At 60.9% G+C, this 19,952-nt stretch carries 21 protein-coding genes; 10 read left to right on the forward strand and 11 right to left on the reverse strand.

The window, feature by feature from the left end:
• From ACV22W_RS30145 to ACV22W_RS30155, 3 genes are all read left to right on the forward strand, one after another.
• On the forward strand, positions 1-770 hold a 770-nt coding region (locus tag ACV22W_RS30145; protein WP_448023063.1), incomplete at its 5' end, for a response regulator.
• A 94-nt stretch (positions 771-864) separates the two neighbouring features.
• Positions 865-1,143, forward strand: a complete 279-nt coding sequence (locus tag ACV22W_RS30150) for a DUF1835 domain-containing protein (RefSeq protein ID WP_448023100.1) — start codon at positions 865-867, stop codon at positions 1,141-1,143.
• A gap of 57 nt (positions 1,144-1,200) precedes the next feature.
• Entirely contained in the window at positions 1,201-1,653 is a 453-nt protein-coding gene (locus ACV22W_RS30155; protein WP_448023064.1) for a DUF3658 domain-containing protein, read from the forward strand.
• A gap of 208 nt (positions 1,654-1,861) precedes the next feature.
• Here the strand turns inward: ACV22W_RS30155 and ACV22W_RS30160 are convergent, their stop codons facing one another.
• The 11 genes from ACV22W_RS30160 to ACV22W_RS30210 all read right to left on the reverse strand — a co-directional run bounded on the left by ACV22W_RS30160 (position 1,862) and on the right by ACV22W_RS30210 (position 12,839).
• Positions 1,862-2,374 (reverse strand): NUDIX hydrolase, encoded by a 513-nt coding sequence (locus tag ACV22W_RS30160; RefSeq protein WP_448023065.1) that lies wholly within the window; start codon positions 2,372-2,374, stop codon positions 1,862-1,864.
• A gap of 1,151 nt (positions 2,375-3,525) precedes the next feature.
• A complete protein-coding gene (gene sctC, locus ACV22W_RS30165; protein ID WP_448023066.1) occupies positions 3,526-5,331 on the reverse strand; it encodes a type III secretion system outer membrane ring subunit SctC in 1,806 nt (601 codons plus the stop codon).
• Positions 5,328-6,728: a helix-turn-helix transcriptional regulator gene (locus tag ACV22W_RS30170; RefSeq protein WP_448023067.1), complete on the reverse strand. Its 1,401-nt coding sequence runs from the start codon at positions 6,726-6,728 to the stop codon at positions 5,328-5,330. Before ACV22W_RS30170 ends, sctC begins: the two co-directional genes overlap by 4 nt.
• 138 nt (positions 6,729-6,866) lie before the next feature.
• Positions 6,867-7,682, reverse strand: coding sequence for a type III secretion system export apparatus subunit SctT (gene sctT, locus ACV22W_RS30175; protein ID WP_448023068.1), 816 nt, complete (start codon positions 7,680-7,682; stop codon positions 6,867-6,869).
• Positions 7,675-8,187 (reverse strand): hypothetical protein, encoded by a 513-nt coding sequence (locus ACV22W_RS30180; protein WP_448023069.1) that lies wholly within the window; start codon positions 8,185-8,187, stop codon positions 7,675-7,677. The genes sctT and ACV22W_RS30180 overlap by 8 nt, the downstream gene beginning before the upstream one ends.
• The gene (sctN, locus tag ACV22W_RS30185; RefSeq protein WP_448023101.1) at positions 8,184-9,539 is read right to left on the reverse strand and encodes a type III secretion system ATPase SctN; all 1,356 of its coding nucleotides are present in this window, start codon (positions 9,537-9,539) and stop codon (positions 8,184-8,186) included. Before sctN ends, ACV22W_RS30180 begins: the two co-directional genes overlap by 4 nt.
• A gap of 11 nt (positions 9,540-9,550) precedes the next feature.
• Positions 9,551-10,231: a type III secretion system stator protein SctL gene (sctL, locus tag ACV22W_RS30190; RefSeq protein WP_448023070.1), complete on the reverse strand. Its 681-nt coding sequence runs from the start codon at positions 10,229-10,231 to the stop codon at positions 9,551-9,553.
• A gap of 56 nt (positions 10,232-10,287) precedes the next feature.
• Positions 10,288-11,043, reverse strand: a complete 756-nt coding sequence (locus ACV22W_RS30195; protein WP_448023071.1) for a type III secretion protein HrpB4 — start codon at positions 11,041-11,043, stop codon at positions 10,288-10,290.
• Complete coding sequence (sctJ, locus tag ACV22W_RS30200; RefSeq protein WP_448023072.1) at positions 11,043-11,834, reverse strand: type III secretion system inner membrane ring lipoprotein SctJ; 792 nt, start codon at positions 11,832-11,834, stop codon at positions 11,043-11,045. Before sctJ ends, ACV22W_RS30195 begins: the two co-directional genes overlap by 1 nt.
• A gap of 16 nt (positions 11,835-11,850) precedes the next feature.
• Positions 11,851-12,246, reverse strand: coding sequence for a type III secretion protein HrpB2 (locus ACV22W_RS30205; protein ID WP_448023073.1), 396 nt, complete (start codon positions 12,244-12,246; stop codon positions 11,851-11,853).
• A gap of 32 nt (positions 12,247-12,278) precedes the next feature.
• Positions 12,279-12,839, reverse strand: a complete 561-nt coding sequence (locus tag ACV22W_RS30210; protein WP_448023074.1) for an HrpB1 family type III secretion system apparatus protein — start codon at positions 12,837-12,839, stop codon at positions 12,279-12,281.
• Positions 12,840-13,130: 291 nt separating this feature from the next.
• On the opposite strand from ACV22W_RS30210, the gene sctU reads away from it, so the two are divergent.
• The 7 genes from sctU to ACV22W_RS30245 all read left to right on the forward strand — a co-directional run bounded on the left by sctU (position 13,131) and on the right by ACV22W_RS30245 (position 19,891).
• Entirely contained in the window at positions 13,131-14,219 is a 1,089-nt protein-coding gene (sctU, locus tag ACV22W_RS30215) for a type III secretion system export apparatus subunit SctU (protein WP_448023075.1), read from the forward strand.
• Between the two features lie 18 nt (positions 14,220-14,237).
• Positions 14,238-16,286, forward strand: a complete 2,049-nt coding sequence (sctV, locus tag ACV22W_RS30220) for a type III secretion system export apparatus subunit SctV (protein WP_448023076.1) — start codon at positions 14,238-14,240, stop codon at positions 16,284-16,286.
• Positions 16,287-16,310: 24 nt separating this feature from the next.
• On the forward strand, positions 16,311-16,889 hold the full coding sequence (gene sctP, locus ACV22W_RS30225; RefSeq protein ID WP_448023077.1) for a type III secretion system protein SctP: 579 nt from the start codon (positions 16,311-16,313) through the stop codon (positions 16,887-16,889).
• 72 nt (positions 16,890-16,961) lie between these two features.
• The gene (sctQ, locus tag ACV22W_RS30230; RefSeq protein WP_448023078.1) at positions 16,962-18,107 is read left to right on the forward strand and encodes a type III secretion system cytoplasmic ring protein SctQ; all 1,146 of its coding nucleotides are present in this window, start codon (positions 16,962-16,964) and stop codon (positions 18,105-18,107) included.
• A complete protein-coding gene (sctR, locus tag ACV22W_RS30235; protein ID WP_448023079.1) occupies positions 18,091-18,741 on the forward strand; it encodes a type III secretion system export apparatus subunit SctR in 651 nt (216 codons plus the stop codon). Before sctQ ends, sctR begins: the two co-directional genes overlap by 17 nt.
• Before the next feature lie 14 nt (positions 18,742-18,755).
• A complete protein-coding gene (gene sctS, locus ACV22W_RS30240) occupies positions 18,756-19,019 on the forward strand; it encodes a type III secretion system export apparatus subunit SctS (protein ID WP_059727914.1) in 264 nt (87 codons plus the stop codon).
• Positions 19,016-19,891 carry a hypothetical protein gene (locus ACV22W_RS30245; RefSeq protein WP_448023080.1) on the forward strand — a complete coding sequence of 292 codons (876 nt, stop codon included), beginning with the start codon at positions 19,016-19,018 and terminating at the stop codon, positions 19,889-19,891. Before sctS ends, ACV22W_RS30245 begins: the two co-directional genes overlap by 4 nt.
• The last annotated feature ends 61 nt before the right edge of the window (positions 19,892-19,952 follow it).

Consider the following 19,952-nt stretch of genomic DNA (forward strand, 5'->3'; position numbering starts at 1 on the left):
AACCGTCGGCGACGGGATCTGTATTCGACAACGCGCCACCTTTTCCCCGTTGCATATCATTCACGACCATGACAGTTCTCAATGTCGTCCTCGCCGATGATCATCCCGCCGTCATGGTCGGACTTCGCATGCATGTCGGGAAATTACCCGGTGTCCGGATCGTAGGCGAGGTGCGGAACTCCACCGAGCTGATCGATCTGCTCGATGGTCGGCCGTGCGATGTGATTGTCACCGACTATGCGATGCCCGGCGGTCGCTTCGGCGATGGGCTCGCACTGCTGGACTTTTTGCGCCGGCGTTTCCCTGCAATCGCCGTGATCGTCTATACGGCGATTGAAACGCCCGCGCTGCTGGAGGCGATGCAACAGCGCGGCACGCGCGCCGTCTTCAGCAAGATTGAGCCGCCGGAGAAAGTCGCCATCGCGATCCGAGGTTTGGCCGAAGGCCTCCAGGGTGCAGATTCCTTGCCCCAAGTGCCCTCCGCGCGCCCCAGGCGCCCCCGCAAACGGGCCGCCCCGGACATCCCGAAGCTGACCCGACTCGAAGCGGAAATCGTACGACTGTACGTCGCCGGCCTGACCATCGATGAAATTGCTGAACAGCGCAATCGCACCAAGCAAACCATCAGTGCACAAAAGCAGAGTGCCAAACGCAAGCTGAACATTACGCGCGATTTCGATCTGATACGCTACATGACGGAAAACGGTTTTTCGACGCGCAGCGAAGCGGCCGCGCTTCACAATATCGACGATCAACGACAAAGTGAATAGGCAGCATCTTCCGTATCTTTCCCCAATCTTTTCGAACCCTGGGAGAGGTCGCGTGGTCATAACAGACGTCGATTCACTTAAAAAAGGCAAAATCGTGTCAGATCTTCATCTAGTTGGAAGCATGAGCGCAGCTGGAGCACTCCGCTACGCATCTAATTCACTTGGTTTAATCGGGGATGTACTTTGCTTCGGTGACGATTATGCTATTGGTCCCTTATCGATGGAGCTGAGACCCGCATTTTGGCAACGTATTCACCGTGCCTGCCCCTCTCCAGACGATCTCATCCCTGAGTCCAACCTCAACCCCTCAGATGCACTGCGCCAACTCATCGAACGCAATCGCGCAGAACGAGTAATTATTTGGACGAGCTAAAGCGGGTCGGATCAGATTTTCCGACGGTTAGCTTGCCGACACTTGACGGATCCAACGATGCACGTGTTTCAAGTAAAAGTCCCGGCACCACCGTTTTGCAATCCGCATTCCGTTGCCTACTATGCACCCGAAGATCTCGTGCACTTTTCGTCGACTGCTGTCAGCGTATCCCCTGTGGAGCGCCAGGTTCTAGCGCAGGAATTCGACGCGATTGCAGCACGGCCGGAACAAGTGCGAGAATTCGACGAATGGGGATGTGTTCGCTTCCGCCTTCTAAATGCTTATGACGAGTGGCTACTGCGCCGTTGTACGAGCTACTGGAGACAAACTCGCATCATTGTGGGCGAAGCATTGAGGGACATCGGACAACATGATCCGCGCAATTGCCCCGGCGATGCTTTTTTGGCCTCACGTCTTCAACAATTGGTCGGGGATGGTCGGATCCAGGCTGACAAAGTCGATGCAACGGTTTGGCAATATCGAGTTCGAAAAATTAGCGACTCGCTTTGAAGTTGCCAGTCAAGTGTCTTCGTGAAAACACGTCTCTACCCCTCATCGGACGGGCGTCATTCATTGACTGCATACGTGTCTTCGTCATCCCGCACGATATACCGCCCGATCGGCGTCGCGCCCTACTTCTTGAGTCTCAGCCACGCGAGGCCGATCCGACTCAGGTGCAATCTCGAAATAGTCACGTTTTGCCCAGGATAACGAAGAATTATCGATCAACCCATCGTTTGCCGTGCGGGGCCGAGCCGATGGCGCACGTTTGGCACATCGCCCGATCGCCGGCAAGTATGCCGGAACGTGCAGTAATCACGTCGACGAACGTGTCACATGTGACGAGCCCAGGCTCATGGCGTGGCACACGCATCGATTCGAACGCGAGATCGACGATCAGAGGAGTCGACCTGCTGCAGTGAAGCAACCCGAGCGATTCGCGGTCGAACCATGCGCAGTGCGCGATCTCCTGCGCGGGGACTGCAACCGCATTCGGATTGATGTCGCCAAGAAACACGTGATGCAGCTTGTGCGCGCCCGTGATCCGAAAAAGATATCGGGCGTTACCGCATACGAGCCCGGTTTCTTCGGCGAGTTCGCGACGCGCCGCGTCGCGTAGCGACTCGCCGCGTCGCGGCTTGCCGCCGGGCAACGACCAGCGTGTATGTAATCGGGCGACCAGAAGAATCCGGTCGCCGCGTCGGCATAAGACGGTTGCGCGTTCTTTCATCGGTGTTTTCCTGATTGCGTGCGCGCACAGCAGGCCTGCTGGCTAAAATGCCGTTCATCAATGAACGGTGAATAAATGGGAGGATTCCCTATCCGGTGCGCGACGAAACGGCCGGCTCGCCCGGTACGGCCATTGTTCCGCGGTGCCGGCAGTTGAAAAATGGGACCAGTCCGGTTCGATATAGGACTCTTGCGCGACAGGCTGTCGATTCGAGAGGACGTGAAGCACGATCGAATTCGGGCCGTTGAGCAGCTGCACCTCTTCCCCTAACGCTATTGCGATTGACGTCGACCGCGATGGCAATCGCGTCGACAACGCAGCATCACTTGTTTCGAAACCCACCCCGTCCGTCGTGCCATCGGAGCGATCGTTGGCCCGGCCGCTCGCAATCAACGCAAACCGCACGCCTTTTCGACTGTTATACCACCCGACAGCGTCCAATTCCCTGCAAGCGTGAGATTTGGAATCCGGCGCGTCATCCGCAATGCGGTGCCCGACATACTTCAATGCCGCCAGTAATCTGCAAGCCGCCCGACCGGGCCGGCTTGCATCGTCCGGTGCCAACCGATGCTTGGTACCACTCGGCACAGCCCACGTCGTGCGCGACGCGCGTTGTACCTGTGGCCGACGATGCAGCACTGTCCTCGTGCGGATCTGCATACGCCATTCCCCGCGAGCGCATGGAGACTCGTGCATCCGCAGTGCAACCCGTTTCGGGAGCGTATTCACCGAACTAAAATAATTCAGCGCCGGCAGAGCCACTTATCCGCTCGGCGAATGGTCCAGACACCGACCAACCTGTTGACTACCGCAATCGACCAAATCAGAACACACCCCGATCACGCGATGCGCGCGATTCCACGAACTGAACGATCAACCGGCGGGACGAACGTGATGCCGTCGCCTCCTCCCGTATGCCGGGTTCGTCGTCAGGGCCGCGTACCGCGGCGTACGATCACGCCGTTGTCGACGATCGTACCGTCCATGCACTCAACATGAAGTGTTTTTGTCGCCCCATACCACGACCTGTCCGCAGTCGTGGCGCAGCCGGTGATCCGGTCATAGTCGGTCGTGGTTCCGCAAGCGGCAAGCCCGAATATCATCGAGAGCGAACCAACCATCAAATACAAGCGATTTTTCATCCTGCGAATTCAATATTCAATGATGCGCGGCGTCAGCAGGAAAACGCGATCCATCTTGCGGCGCGAATTCTCGTTCTGCCGGAACAATGCTCCGAGAACCGGAATTTTCGACAGCCCCGGAACGCCTGAGGTCTCGTCCGCGCGACTCTCGACGCGATAACCGGCTATCAGCAGGCTCTCGTCCTTGCCGATCACCGCCTGCGTCCGAATCGAGCTGTTGTTGACCACCGGAATGTTGTCGACGGTCCGGTTCGTGATCTGGCCGTCGTCGATGTTGACGACAAGCTTGATGTGCTGCTTGCCGTTTTGCTTCACCACCATCGGCAAAACCCGTAGCGAAACCCCGGTCGACACGCCATACAGCTGACCCGACGTATGACCCGAGACGCGGACGAAAAACCGCGTACGGTTGTCCATGATCGCTTCGACGTTATCCAGCGTCGCGACCTTCGGGCTCGCATCAAGCCGAGCCTTGTTGTCCAGTTGCAGCAGATTGATGCGCCCCATGAAATAGCGTCCGCTATCGCCGACCACGGCGGTCAGCGTGTTGCCCCCGGACGAACCCGACGAACCGAAGCCGCTGCTTTGCAGGCTCACATGTCTGCTACGCGCGCCCCAGTTGACGCCAATTTGTCGCAACGCCGTTTCGTCGATCTCGAGCACATGCGCCTCGATCTCGATCAACTCGCGTCGCACATCCAACTGGCTGACAAGCGACGCATACTGGTCCATGCGTTCCGGCATGTCCCGAACGAGTACCGAATTCGTTCCCGGATCAGCCTGGATGACCGGCAGCCGCTCTACCGTCGGTGCAGCCGATTGTCCGGCCGACACCGATTGACGGTCCGCCGGCACACCCGGACGCCACGCATTCCCGACGGGTAAGCCCAGCAGCGACGGTTGTTCGCCCGCACCGACATTTCCGCCGACCGGCAGGGGAGGAAGACTGACCACCGCCGGCGTGCGCCCGCTGCCGGGCAATGGCACGAAGCTGACTTCTGGCGAAGATTGCCCGTTGATATCCAGCATCGCCGTCTGCCGCTGAATACCGTCGGATTGCCCAGCGCCGCTTGCGTAGCTAGTGCTCGGCGTCTGACCGTACAGGCTGGCCAGCACGGAAGCCACACCCGCGACGGTAACGGTTTTCCCGTCGATTTCCACCTGGCGATCCGCCGCCCATGCGTTCTTCAGCGCGAACATCCGCACGACCGCGCTGTCTTTGCGTTCCGAGCCCGCGTCGACGCGCTGCGCGATGTCCGTGATCATCCTCACATACTGTGACGGCCCGCTCACGAGCAATGTTCGTGACGCTTCGTCGGAGCTAACCGGAAAGCGCGAATCGGTCACCTTCATGCGTTCGAGCGTCGCCTGCAGATTGGCCGGGGACGTATGGTAAAGCTGGATCACGTTGCGCGTCACATCGCTCGCCGGTGTGATGGTCAATACCGAACCGTCGTAAAACCAAATGAAACCGAACGTTGACGCGAGCGTATCGAGGAATCGTTGCGGCGCCATGTCGAAGGTACCGCTCACGACGCCTTGCACATCGTTGGATATCGCGGCGCTGACACCCATGCTGGCCGTGAAATCACGCAGCACGTCCTTCAATTCCTTCTTCTGCACGACGATATGAATCTTCGACTCCCGCCAGCGCACCGGGGCGGCGTGGGACGAAAACGGCGCAAGCGTGACCGCGAGCGCGAATGCCAGCACGAGCAGCCTCGCGACCCGCCCGATACCAGCCGCCGCGTTGCTCACGAAAGGTTGCTTGTTGCACTCCACATATAACTCCTGACCAGATGTCCGTCGTTTCATGCATCATCCAGCGCGGACAATCGTGCTTTCTCGGGCTTGGGGACAACCGCATCGCTGCGCGTGTTTCGATTCATCAGACCGGCTTTGCGGTGTTCCGTCCGACAGCGACGAATCAGCTCGATCGGCGACATGCCCAGACAACTCTTGAAGGTACTCTGCAGTGCACGCTCGCTGACCCCAATCTCGGCCGCCATGGCCCGCACCGAAAGATCGCGACTATTGATGTTCTCGAGCAGGAAAAGATATGCCCTCAGGTACTTGGGCGGCAATCGTGCGCCAACGTCGTCTCGCTGTGGCATATGAATCGCCGTTCGATTGGCAAACCTCGCCAACATATGCGATTCCACGCGAAGACAATGCATCGCTGTCACCGCGTAATCGGAATACAGCGGCAACCACTCGTGGGTTCGGCCTTGCAACTGCCGGATCTTCGCCAGGCAATACAGGTAGTCCAGGTCTCGGCAACCCGCCCCGACCGCATGGGTCGCATCCTGCAACGGATCGAGTGTCCCTTCCGCCACCTGTGGCAAGCCGGCAATCAGCGCGGCAAGCGCCGTCTCGAGCCTGATCGCGCGCTCGTAACCCACCATGTTGTTGCGCTGCGCCCAGCGCAAATGCGCGCCCAAATCGCCCGTGACACTCCGGTCGCCGCGCGCGAAGGCGCGCAACTGCGTCAGAAACACCATGCGTTGACGCAACAAGGGCACACGCAAGCCGCCCGTCAACGCGACGAGATTCGCATGATCGTACGCGTCGTGCTGCCAACGATCGCCACCGAGCAATGCGCTGTCCGCCTGCATGCCGGACTGCCAGAATGCATGGTCGCCAATCTGGGTCGCAAGTCGCAGTTCGTTCTGAATTCCGAGATCGGCCCGCAGCGCGACAACCAAGTCATGCCAGATGTCATGCATCGAGCCAATCCCCGCGACTTCCGTGGTGAGCACGTCGATCGCCTGGCCGGTGTCGGCCGCCCGTCCCAGATGATGCAGCGCGCAGACGATTCCGAGTCGCGCGAATGCGCGCTCTGGCGCCGTCGCCTGTGGCTCGTCGATGATGCGAGCAAAACAAGACACTGCAGCGTCGAAACGATACCTAAACAGGGATTGCCAGCCGGCGTTGCAGCACGACGCGATACGCAGCACATGGCGCGTATTGCGCATCAGCTTTTGCGCGAGCCGATAGCGCTCCTCCGCTTCCGCCACCACACCCATGACAAGATCCATGTCCGCATGCATCTGCAGGCTGTCACTGGCCGACAATATGGAACCGGCTTCTCGTCCATTCACCAGCCCGAGAGCGGAATGTAGGTCTCCGTCGGCGATTCGATCGACCCAGTTTCTCGACGTCGGCTTGAACCGAAGTGCCGATGCAAGCGAGAAATAAATCATGGAAAACATAGGCGCCTCATTCTGACTGGTCAGTATCGCTGAACAAGCTTCAGCCATGAAGCTCACCGTCAATCTATCAACACTGACACTGCCGATATTCAAACTTATTCAAAGCAGTCCGCACTCGGACAAATCAGACGTCGCTCGCTATCGATCGGCTCGCAACGCAATCTCGCGCAGTCGCTCTGATAACCCGGCAAGCGTTAGCGGTCCGTGCACCTGATCGATAAACAGGCCGGCAAACAATGCCAGGATCACGATGGCCAGCAGCGCTTTCGCGGGTTGGCTCAAATTCATCAGGTCGAGCTTGGGTGCCGACTTCGCCGCGAATGCGAAACCAAAATCGACCAGTAGGAGCATGAACGCCATCGGTGCGGCAAGCTTCGCGATCGTCTGCATCAGCGTATCGGTTTGCTGCAACAGGAAGCCGGAAAGTATGGTTGGCGACGAGGGCCATTCCGACGAGATCGGCCACCATCCATAAGATTCATACAGAATCCCGAGCAGGACAACTCCGCCGCCGAGCGCCCAAAATGCCGTGTTCGCGATCTGGCCGAACAACGTGGAAATGGGTGTCGATTGTTCGGAGCGAACCGGGTTGATGATCTGAATGCTGTTGTATCCCGTAAGCGAATCGATATAGACACCCGCACTTTGCACTGCCCAGAAAACCGTCGACGCAGCGAACGCCAGCAGGAAGCCGATCGCGGCTTCGCGAACGATCGTCTGAACCAGCCAGCCCCCCCGCAGTGCGTCCATGAACTCGACAGGTTGCCCGTAGGCAATGTATGCGCTCAACAACAGGACGAGGCCATTTCGCACCGTGCCCTGGAGCGCGCCATCGCCAGCCGGTGGAAAGATGACCATCACGATCGCCAGCCGCAGTGAACAGACACCGAGCAGGGACAGATACTCCAGGATGTCCCGTCCGTTCAGCGGTAATGCACTGACCAGTTCATTCATCGATTCGGCCGGCCGCCACGCGGCGCGTCAATGCGATCTCCTCGATCTCTTCGTCTTCGTGTCTCTCGCGATGTGCGGCCATCTCATTCCGCATCGCCTCGGTGCGCTCCGCGATGATCCGATCGCGAAACTGATTCATCGCCGCCTCACACCGCACCTGCACCATCTCCTCTTCCTTCGCCGTCGATTCTTCGTTCAGCCGCTCCACTTTCATCGCCAGCACCATGCGCTGTTGCACCAGGGTGTCAATGCACCGGTTGCTCTGCATCAACACCTCAATCGAGAAAGGTCGGCCATCCGCTGTCAATGCACCGATTTGCGAACGCTCGCGATCGATAGCCGTGTCGACCTCATGTACACACGCGCGTTGCGCATCGCACGCTTGTTCGATCGCCGCCTTTTCCTCCGCCATTGCGACAAGCCGTCTTTTGAGCCGCTCGTCGTGCCGGGCCAGTCGCTGCCGCGCACGTTCGAACGCGGCGATGCGCCGGGTCGCGTCGTTCACGCACCGTGCTCCGCCAACCGAAAGAGCGCGTCGCGCGACTCGCCGAAATTTTCCAGACCGTCCGTATGCTGCGAAAGGAATGCCCGGATGGCGTCGATCTTCGCGATCGCCTCGTCGGCGAGCGAATTCGTGCCACTTTGATATTCACCGATCTGCAACAACGCTTCGACTTCTCCGTATTGCGCCAGCAACCGACGCACGCGTGCCGCGGCCTCGACATGCTCGGCCGTCACGATCTGGACCATCACGCGCGACAAGCTCGCGAGTATGTCGATCGCGGGATACTGGTTCTTCGCCGCGATCGCACGCGAGAGAACCATGTGCCCATCGACGATGCCGCGGACTTCCTCGCTGATCGGGTCGCCGCCGGACTCGTCCTCCTCGAGCACCGTGTAGAGCGCCGTGATCGAACCTCGCTCGCTCATTCCCGCCCGCTCGAGCAAACGCGGCAGTTCCGCGAAGACCGACGGCGGAAATCCGCGCCGTACCGGCGATTCGCCGGCCGCCAGCCCGACTTCCCGGAGCGCACGCGCGAAGCGCGTGAGCGAATCCATCATGAGCAGCACCCGCCGCCCTTCGTCACGGAAAGATTCGGCGATCGCGGTCGCGACATAGGCCGCTTTCACGCGTTCGATTGACGAGCGGTCCGACGTCGCGCAAACGACGACTGAGCGCGCCATGCCCTGCGGCCCGAGTATCGACTCGACGAACTCGCGCACTTCCCGGCCCCGCTCGCCGATGAGCGCGATCACGTTCACGTCGCATTGCGCGCCACGCGCGAACATGCCGAGCAACGTGCTCTTGCCCACCCCAGCCGGCGCGAAGATACCCATGCGCTGCCCCTCGGCGAGCGTCATCATCGTGTCGACCGCGCGCACGCCGGTTGCGAGCGGCGCGGCGATCATGCGCCGCTGCATCGGCGCGGGCGGATCTGCGAAGACGGATGTCAGCGTGTCCGCCACAACGGGCGCGCCGCCGTCCATCGGTTGACCAAGACTGTCGACCACCCTTCCCAGCAACGCCCGCCCCACCGGTACCGACAGTGGACGACCCAACGCGACCACTCGGGTGGATCGCGATACGCGATCCACCCTGGAAAAGGGAGAGAGCAGTGCAACGTTTCGCGTGAAGCCGATCACCTCCGCATGCTGAAGCAACGTCCCGTCCGGTGTACGCAACTCGCACAACTCGCCGAGTGAAACGTCCAGGCCACCCACCTTCACGAGCGTACCGGTAACTTCCAGCACCTTGCCTGTCGTGACGGCATCCGGGCTCGTGAGGAGTGCATCCGCCAGCGTGGCCACGAAGCCTTCGTAATCGGACACGAGCTCCGGCACCAGCGCGCCGGGCATGCGTGCGTTCGTCAACTCGCTCCTCCGTCATTACTCGTTCCGCTGGCACCTGGATCCGGCCGACTCAGTGCCCGATCGGCCGCCATTCGCATCGCCAGCAACCGAGCACCGGTGCCTGCGTCAACGACAACCGAATCCGATTCGCACACGCAGCTGCCATGAGCGAGCCGCGCGTCCTTCACGATCTGCAGCGGGATCGAGCGCCCCGCCTTACGCCAGCGCGCCACGAGTGCCCCGAAGATCCTTCTTGCTTCGGTGTGATCGTCCGGATGCACCGCGATACGCAAATGGGCCGCGCCATCAATGATGTGTTCGACCTTGCCGAGCGCGCGGATGAACAGTGCCCGGCTACCCTCAGCCCGGACAATCTGCTCGACAGCTTGCACCACGATCTCCGCGAGGCGCTCGCGCATGCCAAGCTGTACGCGGCGGCGCAGGTCGCCCGCCTCCGCGAGACGCTCCATCCACTCCGACAACGCGCGTTGCCGTCCTTCGCGGTACCCTTGCCCGGCCGCCTCATCATGTCGCCGCCGTGCTTCGGCGGCGAGCGCCGCAGCGTCCGCTTCGGCCGCCGCGAGGATCTCAGCTGCTTCGCGCCGCGCCTGTTCGAGCAGCACCGCCCGTCGTTTTTGAACCTGCATACATGCGGCATCTAGCTCCAGAAGTGTGCCAAGCGCATCGCGCCTGATCACGTCCGAGTCCGCCCCGATGCCCGGCGCGTTATCTCCGTAAGCAGCTCCTGCGCACCTCAACCAAATACCCATCCCCACTCCGCTAAGCATTCAGGCAATTCCGCCAACAGTTGCCCCGAACCCTGCGCGTCAAGCGTCCGATCGATCCGTCGAGGCCACTCCGGTAATGTGATATTCCGCGGGAACATGAGTCGCAGCAACGTGAACGGCGGCTGGTCTACGCGCAGGTCACGCAAAAGCAACGCCAATCCCTCGTACGACAGCGCATGCGCGTCGAGCGATCGTAACGGCGGAACATGCAGCGTGTGCTCCAGCAACGCGATGTCCGGCGCACCAGAATGCTCGCGCACGAGCGAATCGATCGACATTCCAGTCCATTCGGACAATGTCACCCGAGACTGTCTGTCGACCATGCGACGCACTTCCATTCGCCGAAACAGCAACGCCCGCATTCGCAGCACGCGCACGCCGATCTCGACGGGCATCGCATCGAGCGATGACCACTGCGGGCCGAAGAGGGCAGCAAGCTTCGGTGGTTCGATGTCGAACGCGTCCAGCAGTGCGCGAGAAACTGTCGCGATACGCCGCTCATCTAACGCCGCGACGGCGTCGCGGAGCGCGGGAAATCCCGGCACGTCTCCGTCCGCGCCAGCGCCGATGGCCGCGCTGATCCATGATGAGTCGGCCCAAAGCGCAGCGGTCCGTACATTACGCTGATACCCCACCAATGCGCTCAAACGGCGTTCAGTTGATGCATCGATGACTTGCCTCTCTGATCCAGGGTTTTGTTCATAGCGCGACGAGAAGGGCATCAGCTCGATGAACCGGACGCACCGCGCACACGTCGAAGTTGCGCTCGGGCCCAGTCAAGCAGGCGAGCCCCCTTTCCGGATCCGATCAACATGTACAACGCACCAGCGGCCAGCCCGAATGTCGCGAGCCCGATGGCGATCCACTGCATCGGCACGCGATCCGGTGGCACCGATCGACGCCCGACGGGTTCCGCCGCCACGGTAGTCACGCTGACCCGCTCGTAGGCCAGACCTTCGACGCTGTTGAGCACTAGCGTCTTGATCTGCGGTACGATCTTGCCAACACTGGAGTCGCCGCGATACTTGATGAAGACCGATGCGGACGACGGCTTGACTTCCTGCGCCAGCGGATCGTTGTTCGGCAACACAATCTGCACGCGCGCAACCACCACCCCATCGATCGTGGAGATCGTGGATGACAGCTCCTGCGACAGGCCATACAGGAATCGCACCCGCTCTTCCGTGGGCGTCGACACGAAGCCGTCTTTCCGGAACAGGGCCCCGAGATCGTCATGCTTTTCCCGAGGCAGCCCGCGCTCGCGCAGAACCTCGATCGCACCGGCAAACTGACTGCCTCGAATCGTCACCATCCAATTCTTGCCATTACCACCACGCTGCTTCGACGCATCGAGTCCTTCTTCGAACAGTGCGGCGACGATTTCGTTGGCGTCCTGCTCGCTCAGGTTTTCATACAGGTTCTTGCCGCACGCTGCCAGCACACAGCACGCTAGCGCCGCGCTGATCAATCGGAGCGCGCGCAGCCCGCCCCCTCGAGTCTCTTCCGAAGCCATCGTCACCCCGCCGACGTCACTGATTCTTCATCAGCGTTTCGATTGCCGACTTCGACGCACTCACCACGCCCAGTTTCGCCGCCATATCGAGGTGCATGCTTGCCAGTTCGAACGACATCCGCATCGACTGCGCATGCATCTCCATCACGTCGAGCACCGGTGACGCAACAAGGGTCTCCATCATGCTGCGGTTCACATTGACGAACTGTGCATTCTGCTCACGAATCAACGTTGCCGCCGCCTCGCTCGCGTCGAACGACTTTACATCCGGCGCCACCATATCGGGCCGTTGCATCAATGCCTGGAAACTCTCCATGAGATGACGGTCACCGGCCGGCGACCCAAGCGTACCGTCGCCACTCGCGCCGAGATTCTCCGACACGACGTGATTGAACCCCACCGAATCGATCATTTTGACGCACCCTCCTTCAAATCGCGCTTCGCCTAGAGACGCAGATATCCGCTCGAATCGGAAATACCGGCCGCACTCACTTCGCTTGCCTCGTTCGTCACGTTCTGCTCCGCGATCAACACCGCACATGAATCCGGAATCCAGAACTCCTCTCCGACTCGATGCGCATCGATCGCAGCCAGCAGATCCTCTCGCGCGCGCATCACCCGCACCAGTGCCGCCGCATGCGGATCGGCCTCCAGCTCCAACGCCTCCGCCGCGACACGATGCCAACTCGCGTCGCCGTTTGCGGACAGGCAGACCGCCAACAGCGTCCTTGCGTAGGCGAACGCCGGCGCACGCTCACAAACAGAGCGAAGCACGCGCATCGCATCATCCCAGTTGCCGCGGAACATATGCAGCAACCCGGCCAGCGTTTCAATTTCCACAACATTGGGCCGCAGCACGGTGAGCGCCGCGACGACTTTCTCGACATCTTCCAGGTCGACCCCGACATGCGGAAAATCGCGAAACAGCGCAGTCGAGACGGTTTCAATCAGCCCGCCGACAATCTCGTCGCTGCAGGCCAGGTATTCGCGTTGATCCACAACCATTGCACGCCTCTCCTTGTTCGTGGGATCGCCTCGACTTCTACCGTTGCGGTTCCCATTCACGCCATTTGTTTCAGGATGGTAGCCAACCGACTTTCATGCAACCGCATTCCAGAGCGCACGATATCCCGTAAATGCGAAGCAGTCCGGATTCGGCATAGATTCGCTCGCGAGCCCTGCCTGGCGTCACGCTCACGCTTCGCCAATCGCCGGGATGCATCGGAGCGAACGCAATCGGGCCATGTGCTGTGACCGTACGATGAAGCCTTGTTCCCATCCATTGAGCGTCGAGCCATGAGCGGCGAAAAAACCGAACTCCCGACACCCAAGCGCCTACGCGACGCCCGCAAGGATGGTCAAACCTCGAAAAGCGCGGATGTCAGCGACGCACTGGCCATTTCGTGTGTCGCGGTGCTGCTGTGGTTCGCGGGACACCACTTCGGGGATATGGTGCGCGGTATTGTCGTCGTCGCGCTCGAGTTTTCCACGAGCCATGCGGCGCCGGACGCACTCGGTGACTCGCTTTACAAGATCGGCATACACGCGCTGGCCGTCGTCGTGCCCTGCATCCTGGCCAGCGCCCTGGCCGCCACGGTCAGTTCGTTTGCGCAGGTCGGCGTGGTCATCGCGATGAAGCCCGTCGTGCCGAAGCTGGACAACGTCAACCCGGCTGCAGGCCTGAAACGGGTCTTCTCGCTGCGCACCGTGATCGAATTGATCAAGGCCATCGTCAAGGCAGCCCTCATCGGCGCAGTCATGTGGTACACGCTGTCCGGCCTCTTTCCGCTCATCGCCGGTTCGCTCCATCAGCCGCTGGCCGGTTTGTCGACGATGTTCTGGACGCTGTCGCTGAAGCTCGTCGCGATCGCCTGCGTTGTATTTCTGGTCGTCGGCGCGGTAGACCTGAAACTTCAGAAAATCATGTTCATCCGGCAAATGAAGATGAGCAAGGACGATATCAAGCGCGAGTACAAGCAACAGGAGGGCGATCCGATGATCAAGGGCGAACGCCTGCGTCTCGCCCGTGAGATGGCCACCTCCGCGCCCGAGAAGCGGCAGGCGGTCGGGCTCGCTAACGTCGTGCTCGTCAATCCGACCCACTTCGCCGTCGCGTTGCGCTACGCGCCGCACGAACACCCTTTGCCGCGCGTTATCGAGAAAGGCGTGGACGACGCGGCTGCGTTGATCCGCCGCTACGCGGATGAATTGGGTACGCCCGTCATCGGCAATCCGCCTGTCGCCCGCGCGCTATACAAGATCGACCTTGGCGGCCCGGTGCCGCGGGAACTGCACGAAACCGTCGCCGCGATCCTGCGCTGGGTCGACGCGCTCGGCGCCAAACGCGGGCGGGATCATGCGCCATCGGTCGTTCCGGTGAGCTAACCCGGGAGCGCAGCAGCCATGTGGAAATCACTCAAGTTGCCGGCTGGCGGCGAGATCGGCATCGCGGCGCTCCTGATCGCGATCATCGCGCTGATGATCCTGCCGTTGCCGACGACATGGATCGATATCCTGCTCGCGATCAACATCGCAATCAGCGTCACGTTGCTGATGGTCTCGATGTACATGTCGAACGTGATCGCCCTGTCGTCGTTTCCGTCGCTGCTGCTGTTCACCACGCTGTTTCGACTGTCGCTCAACATCGCATCGACAAAATCAATTCTCCTGCACGCCGATGCCGGCAACATTATCGAGAGCTTCGGCATGCTGGTGGTGGGCGGCAATCTGGTCGTCGGCCTCGTCGTATTCGTGATCATCGCGACGGTGCAGTTCATCGTCATCGCCAAGGGCTCGGAGCGTGTCGCCGAAGTCAGCGCGCGCTTCACGCTCGACGCGATGCCCGGCAAGCAGATGAGTATCGACGCCGACCTGCGCGCCGGCCTCATCACCCCGGACGAAGCGCGCGACAAGCGCGCGACGCTGGCGACTGAGAGTCAGCTGTACGGCAGCATGGACGGCGCGATGAAGTTCGTGAAAGGCGACGCGATCGCCGGGTTGATCATCACGCTCATCAATATCGTGGCGGGCATTGCCGTCGGCATCACCTATCACGACATGTCCGCTGGCGAAGCGGCCGACCGGTTCTCGATCCTGTCGATCGGCGATGCGATGGTCTCGCAGATCCCGTCGCTGTTGCTGTCGGTGGCCGCGGGCGTCATGACCACGCGCGTGTCGGACGAACGCGAGGCAAAAGCGGTCTCGCTCGGCTCGCAAATCGGCCGCCAGCTGGGCGGCAACGCCCGGGCACTCACCGTTTCAGGCGCGATGATTCTCGGCTTCGCCGCGGTTCCCGGCTTTCCGTCGCTGATGTTCATCTGCCTCGCGATCCTGTTGTTTCTCGTCAGCAGGCATCTCGCCAAGCGCGACGGCAGCGCGCAATCCCGCATCGGTGACACAACGCAGCGCGCCGGACCGAGCGTGGAAATCCGGGCGATCATGCCACGTGCACCGCAATTCACCTGCCCGGCCGGCGTGCGCGTCTCCGGCGACCTCGCCTTGCGCCTTTCCCCGGACGCACTTTCCGCCGCATTCGACGCGCAACGCGCGGCTCTTGAAGAAGAGCTCGGGTTACCGTTTCCCGGCATCACGCTCTGGATCAGTGACGCGCTGCCCGCATCCACCTGCGAACTGATGCTCTTCGACGTGCCGCACTGGAAAATCGAGCTCCCCCCGAACAAGGTGATGATGGCGCCACGCGATTCAACCGACCACGATCTGGCCGATGCCGAGATCCGTCCGCCCATCCATCCGGGCGGCCCGGATACCTGCTGGTTGCCGGAAGCGCGCGTGCCCACAGGAACAACGGTCTGGCGCGGCGAGCACGTTCTCGCTCACGCGTGTGCGGTGCTGTTACGGCGTCACGCGGCACTCTTTGTCGGTATTCAGGAGACGCAGCGGATTCTCGAGCAGGCGGGCGCCGAATATCCGGGGCTGGTCGCCGAAGTGCACAAGGGGTTGCCGGTGCAGCGCATCGCCGACGTACTGCGCCGCCTGCTCGAAGAACAGATTTCGATCCGGAACATGCGCAATATTCTCGAGAGTCTTGTCGTCTGGGGGCCGCGAGAAAAGGATGTGCTGATGCTCACCGAATACGTTCGCGGCGATCTCGCGCACTTTTTGGCGCATCGCGCGACGCAAGGGGCGCGACATCTATCTGCAGTCCTGCTCGATCCCGATCTCGAACAGCATATCCGGCACGCGATCAAGCAAACACCAACCGGCAACTTTCTTGCTTTGTCGCCGGTCGAAATTCACCTGCTCACCGACAGGATCCAGTCGCTGGCAGGAGAAGCGGCCGATGAAAGAGTCGCCGTCGTCACGTCGATGGATATTCGTCGCTACGTGCGACGCATGATTGAAGAGCGACTTAACTGGTTGCCTGTTTACTCATACCAGGAGCTCAACAAGCATGTCGAGTTGCGCTCGCTTGGTCACGTACGCGGTCTGTGATAGTTACTCCGGGAGATCCAATCTATGCCCCCCCCCTCCATTTCAAATACACCTGCCCAAACCGATACGCGGCACCCGCGGCCTGCATACTCGCCATCGCTCGACGCGCCGCCTCATCTCGTGCAGCGTTCGGCCAGGATGGTTGAGTCGCCAGCGGAGCCGCGGACAGGAGCCGATCCTGTTGGTCCGGACTGGCGACGCACGTCACACGACAATCCCGATGAAGTGGCTACCAGTGCGTTCGCGACCGGAACACGAGTCGCGCGACCGGGCGCTTCGCTTGCCGATACCTTCGTGCCCGAATGCGATCGCTTTTGCGAATCGATGGCACCCTTCGTCCATCAGATGGCGCAATTTTGCAGCAACGCAGCGATCCGGCTGGCCGGGAACTGGAATGCAAGACTGGTGCTCGACGAGCGCATTCTGGCTGCGACCACGCTGAATCTTTCGCTGTCGCGCTTCGACCTGTCTCTGGCTTTCGAAACCCGCGATCCGTCCACGCGGCAATTTCTCGCTGCTCATCTGGACGAGCTCGAGTACGCCCTGCGCGTCGCGCTGCACACACTGGGACAAGCGAACGACGTGTTTCTGAGTATTCGGTGACGCCATGTTCAATCGAGACGTACGCCCCCGGCGCCCCCTTTTCGGTCAACACAATTTCCAGACAGGACGCGAATGAACGCCCGCCCGCCCGTCGCGTTCGTGCTGCCGAATCCGAACGAAGAGTTACTGCGGATCGCGCCGCTGCGACTTGCTAACATCGCACCAGATGATGCCCGCGCCGCGCGGTTGACTTTTGACGACCGGTGGAACGCATTGGTCGGCAAGATACCTGGCGTGACAGACTGGTGCGTATCGATCGATGACACCCGTCCTGGCCACGATCCCGCACCACCGTTTTCCGCCCCCGGCTTGATCACACTGGTCCGGCAAACGGGAGCGCTGTCGATCGGATTCGACCTCGCCGCTCATCCCGCGCTCTCGGTCGTGGCGAGCCTCGTCGACTCGGCACGTCCCAGCGAACGCAGGATACACGATGCGCTTGCATGCGCACTGCTCGCACCGTTGATGGCCACCCTCGAGCAGACCGGACTCACTGGCTGGCAGGTTGCATCGCTCACGCGGGCGCGAGGCGACGCGCGACCTGATCGGCCTGGCGCGGCATCGTGTGTGTCGCTTTCGTTTCTGTTCAACGGGGAAGAGTACCGCGCCAAGATCGCGTTGAATCGCGCATTCGTTGACGAAGTTGAACGGCTGTTGCGTACCGTCTCACCGACCCTCGCGTTACCGGTTGCATCCATTCCGGTGCCCGGCCGGCTGCGTATCGGCAGCAAACGCTATCAAACCACGTTGCTGCGCAGCCTCGAGCCCGGCGACGTACTGCCGGGCTCGATCGACGCCGCCCTGCGGATCACCAGCACGCCGTTCCGCACGATTGTCACCTGGGGTACGACACGAGGGATGCGACTCCTCGCATCGGTAAAACTCGACGGTCAAACCGCCGTCCTTCTCAAGAATCCTGTCATGGAACAAGAATCCAGCCACACCGAAAATGATACGCCGGACTGTACCGATCCCGTCGACATCGGGGCGCTCGAACTGCCGGTGAACTTCGAGATCGACACGATTGCGCTCTCGGTCGACCGGCTGGCCACACTACGCGCGGGTTACGTGATCGAACTGGCACGAGCGCCATCCGAGATGCGAATTCGACTGGTCGCGCACGGTCAATTGATCGGCCATGGCGAACTCGTTACCGTCGGCGAGCATTTGGGCGTCCGGATCCTCCAGATGGCGCAGCGCGATGATTCAGGTCGGTGACATTACCGGCCTGCTGGTCGCCGTCGTACTGATCAGCCTGGTGCCGTTCGTCGCGATGGTCGTGACGTCCTACGCGAAGATCGTGGTCGTGCTCGGCCTGCTGCGAAATGCACTGGGCGTTCAGCAGGTTCCACCCAACATGGTAATCAACGGCATCGCGATACTGGTCTCGATCTATGTGATGGCACCCGTCGGCATGTCGGCACTGCGGGATTTTGACAGCAAACCGCCGGCGGGCAACTCTTCCGACACTGTGATCCGGGTGCTCGACAATGCACGCGAGCCGTTTCGCGCATTTCTCGTCAAGCATGCCGCCACGCGCGAGAAGCGCTTCTTCCTTCGCTCAGCGTCGATCGTCTGGCCGAAGGAAACCGCTGCCGCGTTGCAGGAGAACGACCTGATCGTGCTCGCACCCGCATTTGCACTCACGCAGCTTACCGAGGCGTTCAAGATCGGATTCCTGCTATACATCGCCTTCATCGTGATCGATCTCGTGATCGCCAACGTCCTGCTTGCGATGGGGCTGAACCAGGTGAACCCAACCAACGTCGCCATTCCATTCAAGCTGCTGCTGTTCGTCGTCATGGATGGATGGTCGACCCTGATTCACGGATTGATCGTCAGCTTCCGCTGACTGCGAGGAAGCCTATGGACATGAACACGCTGGTGGCCTATACAACTCGCGGCATGCTGCTCTGCATGTACGTGTCGCTACCGATCGTCGCGGTGGCCGCGCTGGTTGGCCTGGCCACCTCCTTTCTGCAAGCCGTGACTTCGATTCAGGACCAGACCTTGTCGCATGCGGTCAAGCTCATCGCGGCGACGATCGCCGTGATGGTCACGGCACCCGCATCCGCTTCGGCCATCCTGCGTCTCGCCACGGAAATCATGCAAATGGCGGTGCCAAGTTGAAGATCCTGACCAATCGAAGCCCCTGTCCCCCGGAAACACACGGCAAGGCCAACGACGGCCATCGAGTGACTTCGGACCACCACGCACGATCGGCGGTGCTATACCGGGGCCTGGTGAAGTTCGCCTATGCAGGCGGACTGCCCAACGCAACGGCCACGAGCATCGCTCGCACAAGGCAAATGAGAGTGACGCTCGTGCGCAACCGCATGACGCCAGGGCGTGCGGCGCATCTCGAGATCAAGCAAGCACTCGACATCCGAGGCGATAACAACGATCACCCGAACGAGCTTCCAGGCATCACCGATTCAGACGACCGCCGCGACGGCCAGAGGCAATCGCACCAGTTTCGCGTGCTTCCTGGCTCCGACACGGAATCGACGGATCAACGCGAGTCCGCCTTTCCGTCTCGCGAAACTCAACATCGTCGCGAACGGATGCGTCCTGAATTCTCCATTGAACATCATACTGAAGGGAAGTATGAAGTGATGCTAGAGCGATCGGTCAACCAGCTTCTCGACATGCGGGATACCCTCGCGGCGGATCCAGGTCGTTCCGTCAGAACCGCCGTATACCGGTTTCTGATCGATCAGATCGCATCGGATCGGCATTCGGATGCGCTTCCCGCGGTTTCAATCTCGAAACTGCACGGTGCATTCCACCGTGCCGTCACAGAACGTGCATCAGCCACCGCACACGGTGCAAAACGGGACGCGCCACCCGAACGCGTTCAGCATCTCAATGCCCTGTTAGGTCTGCTGTTGCTGAACACCTGTCGGCCGACACCTCCCACACACTGCCAGCACGCGTTTGCGCGCCTGCTTGCGATGCAGCGTTCTGCATTGTGTGGTGCTCGTTCCGCCGCACCCGCTTAGCTCCCGAAAATAGCCCGCTTGATCGATCGAGCGGCGCACTTTCGTGATCGCGAGCGCACGC

The organism is Burkholderia sp. AW49-1, assembly GCF_053427845.1.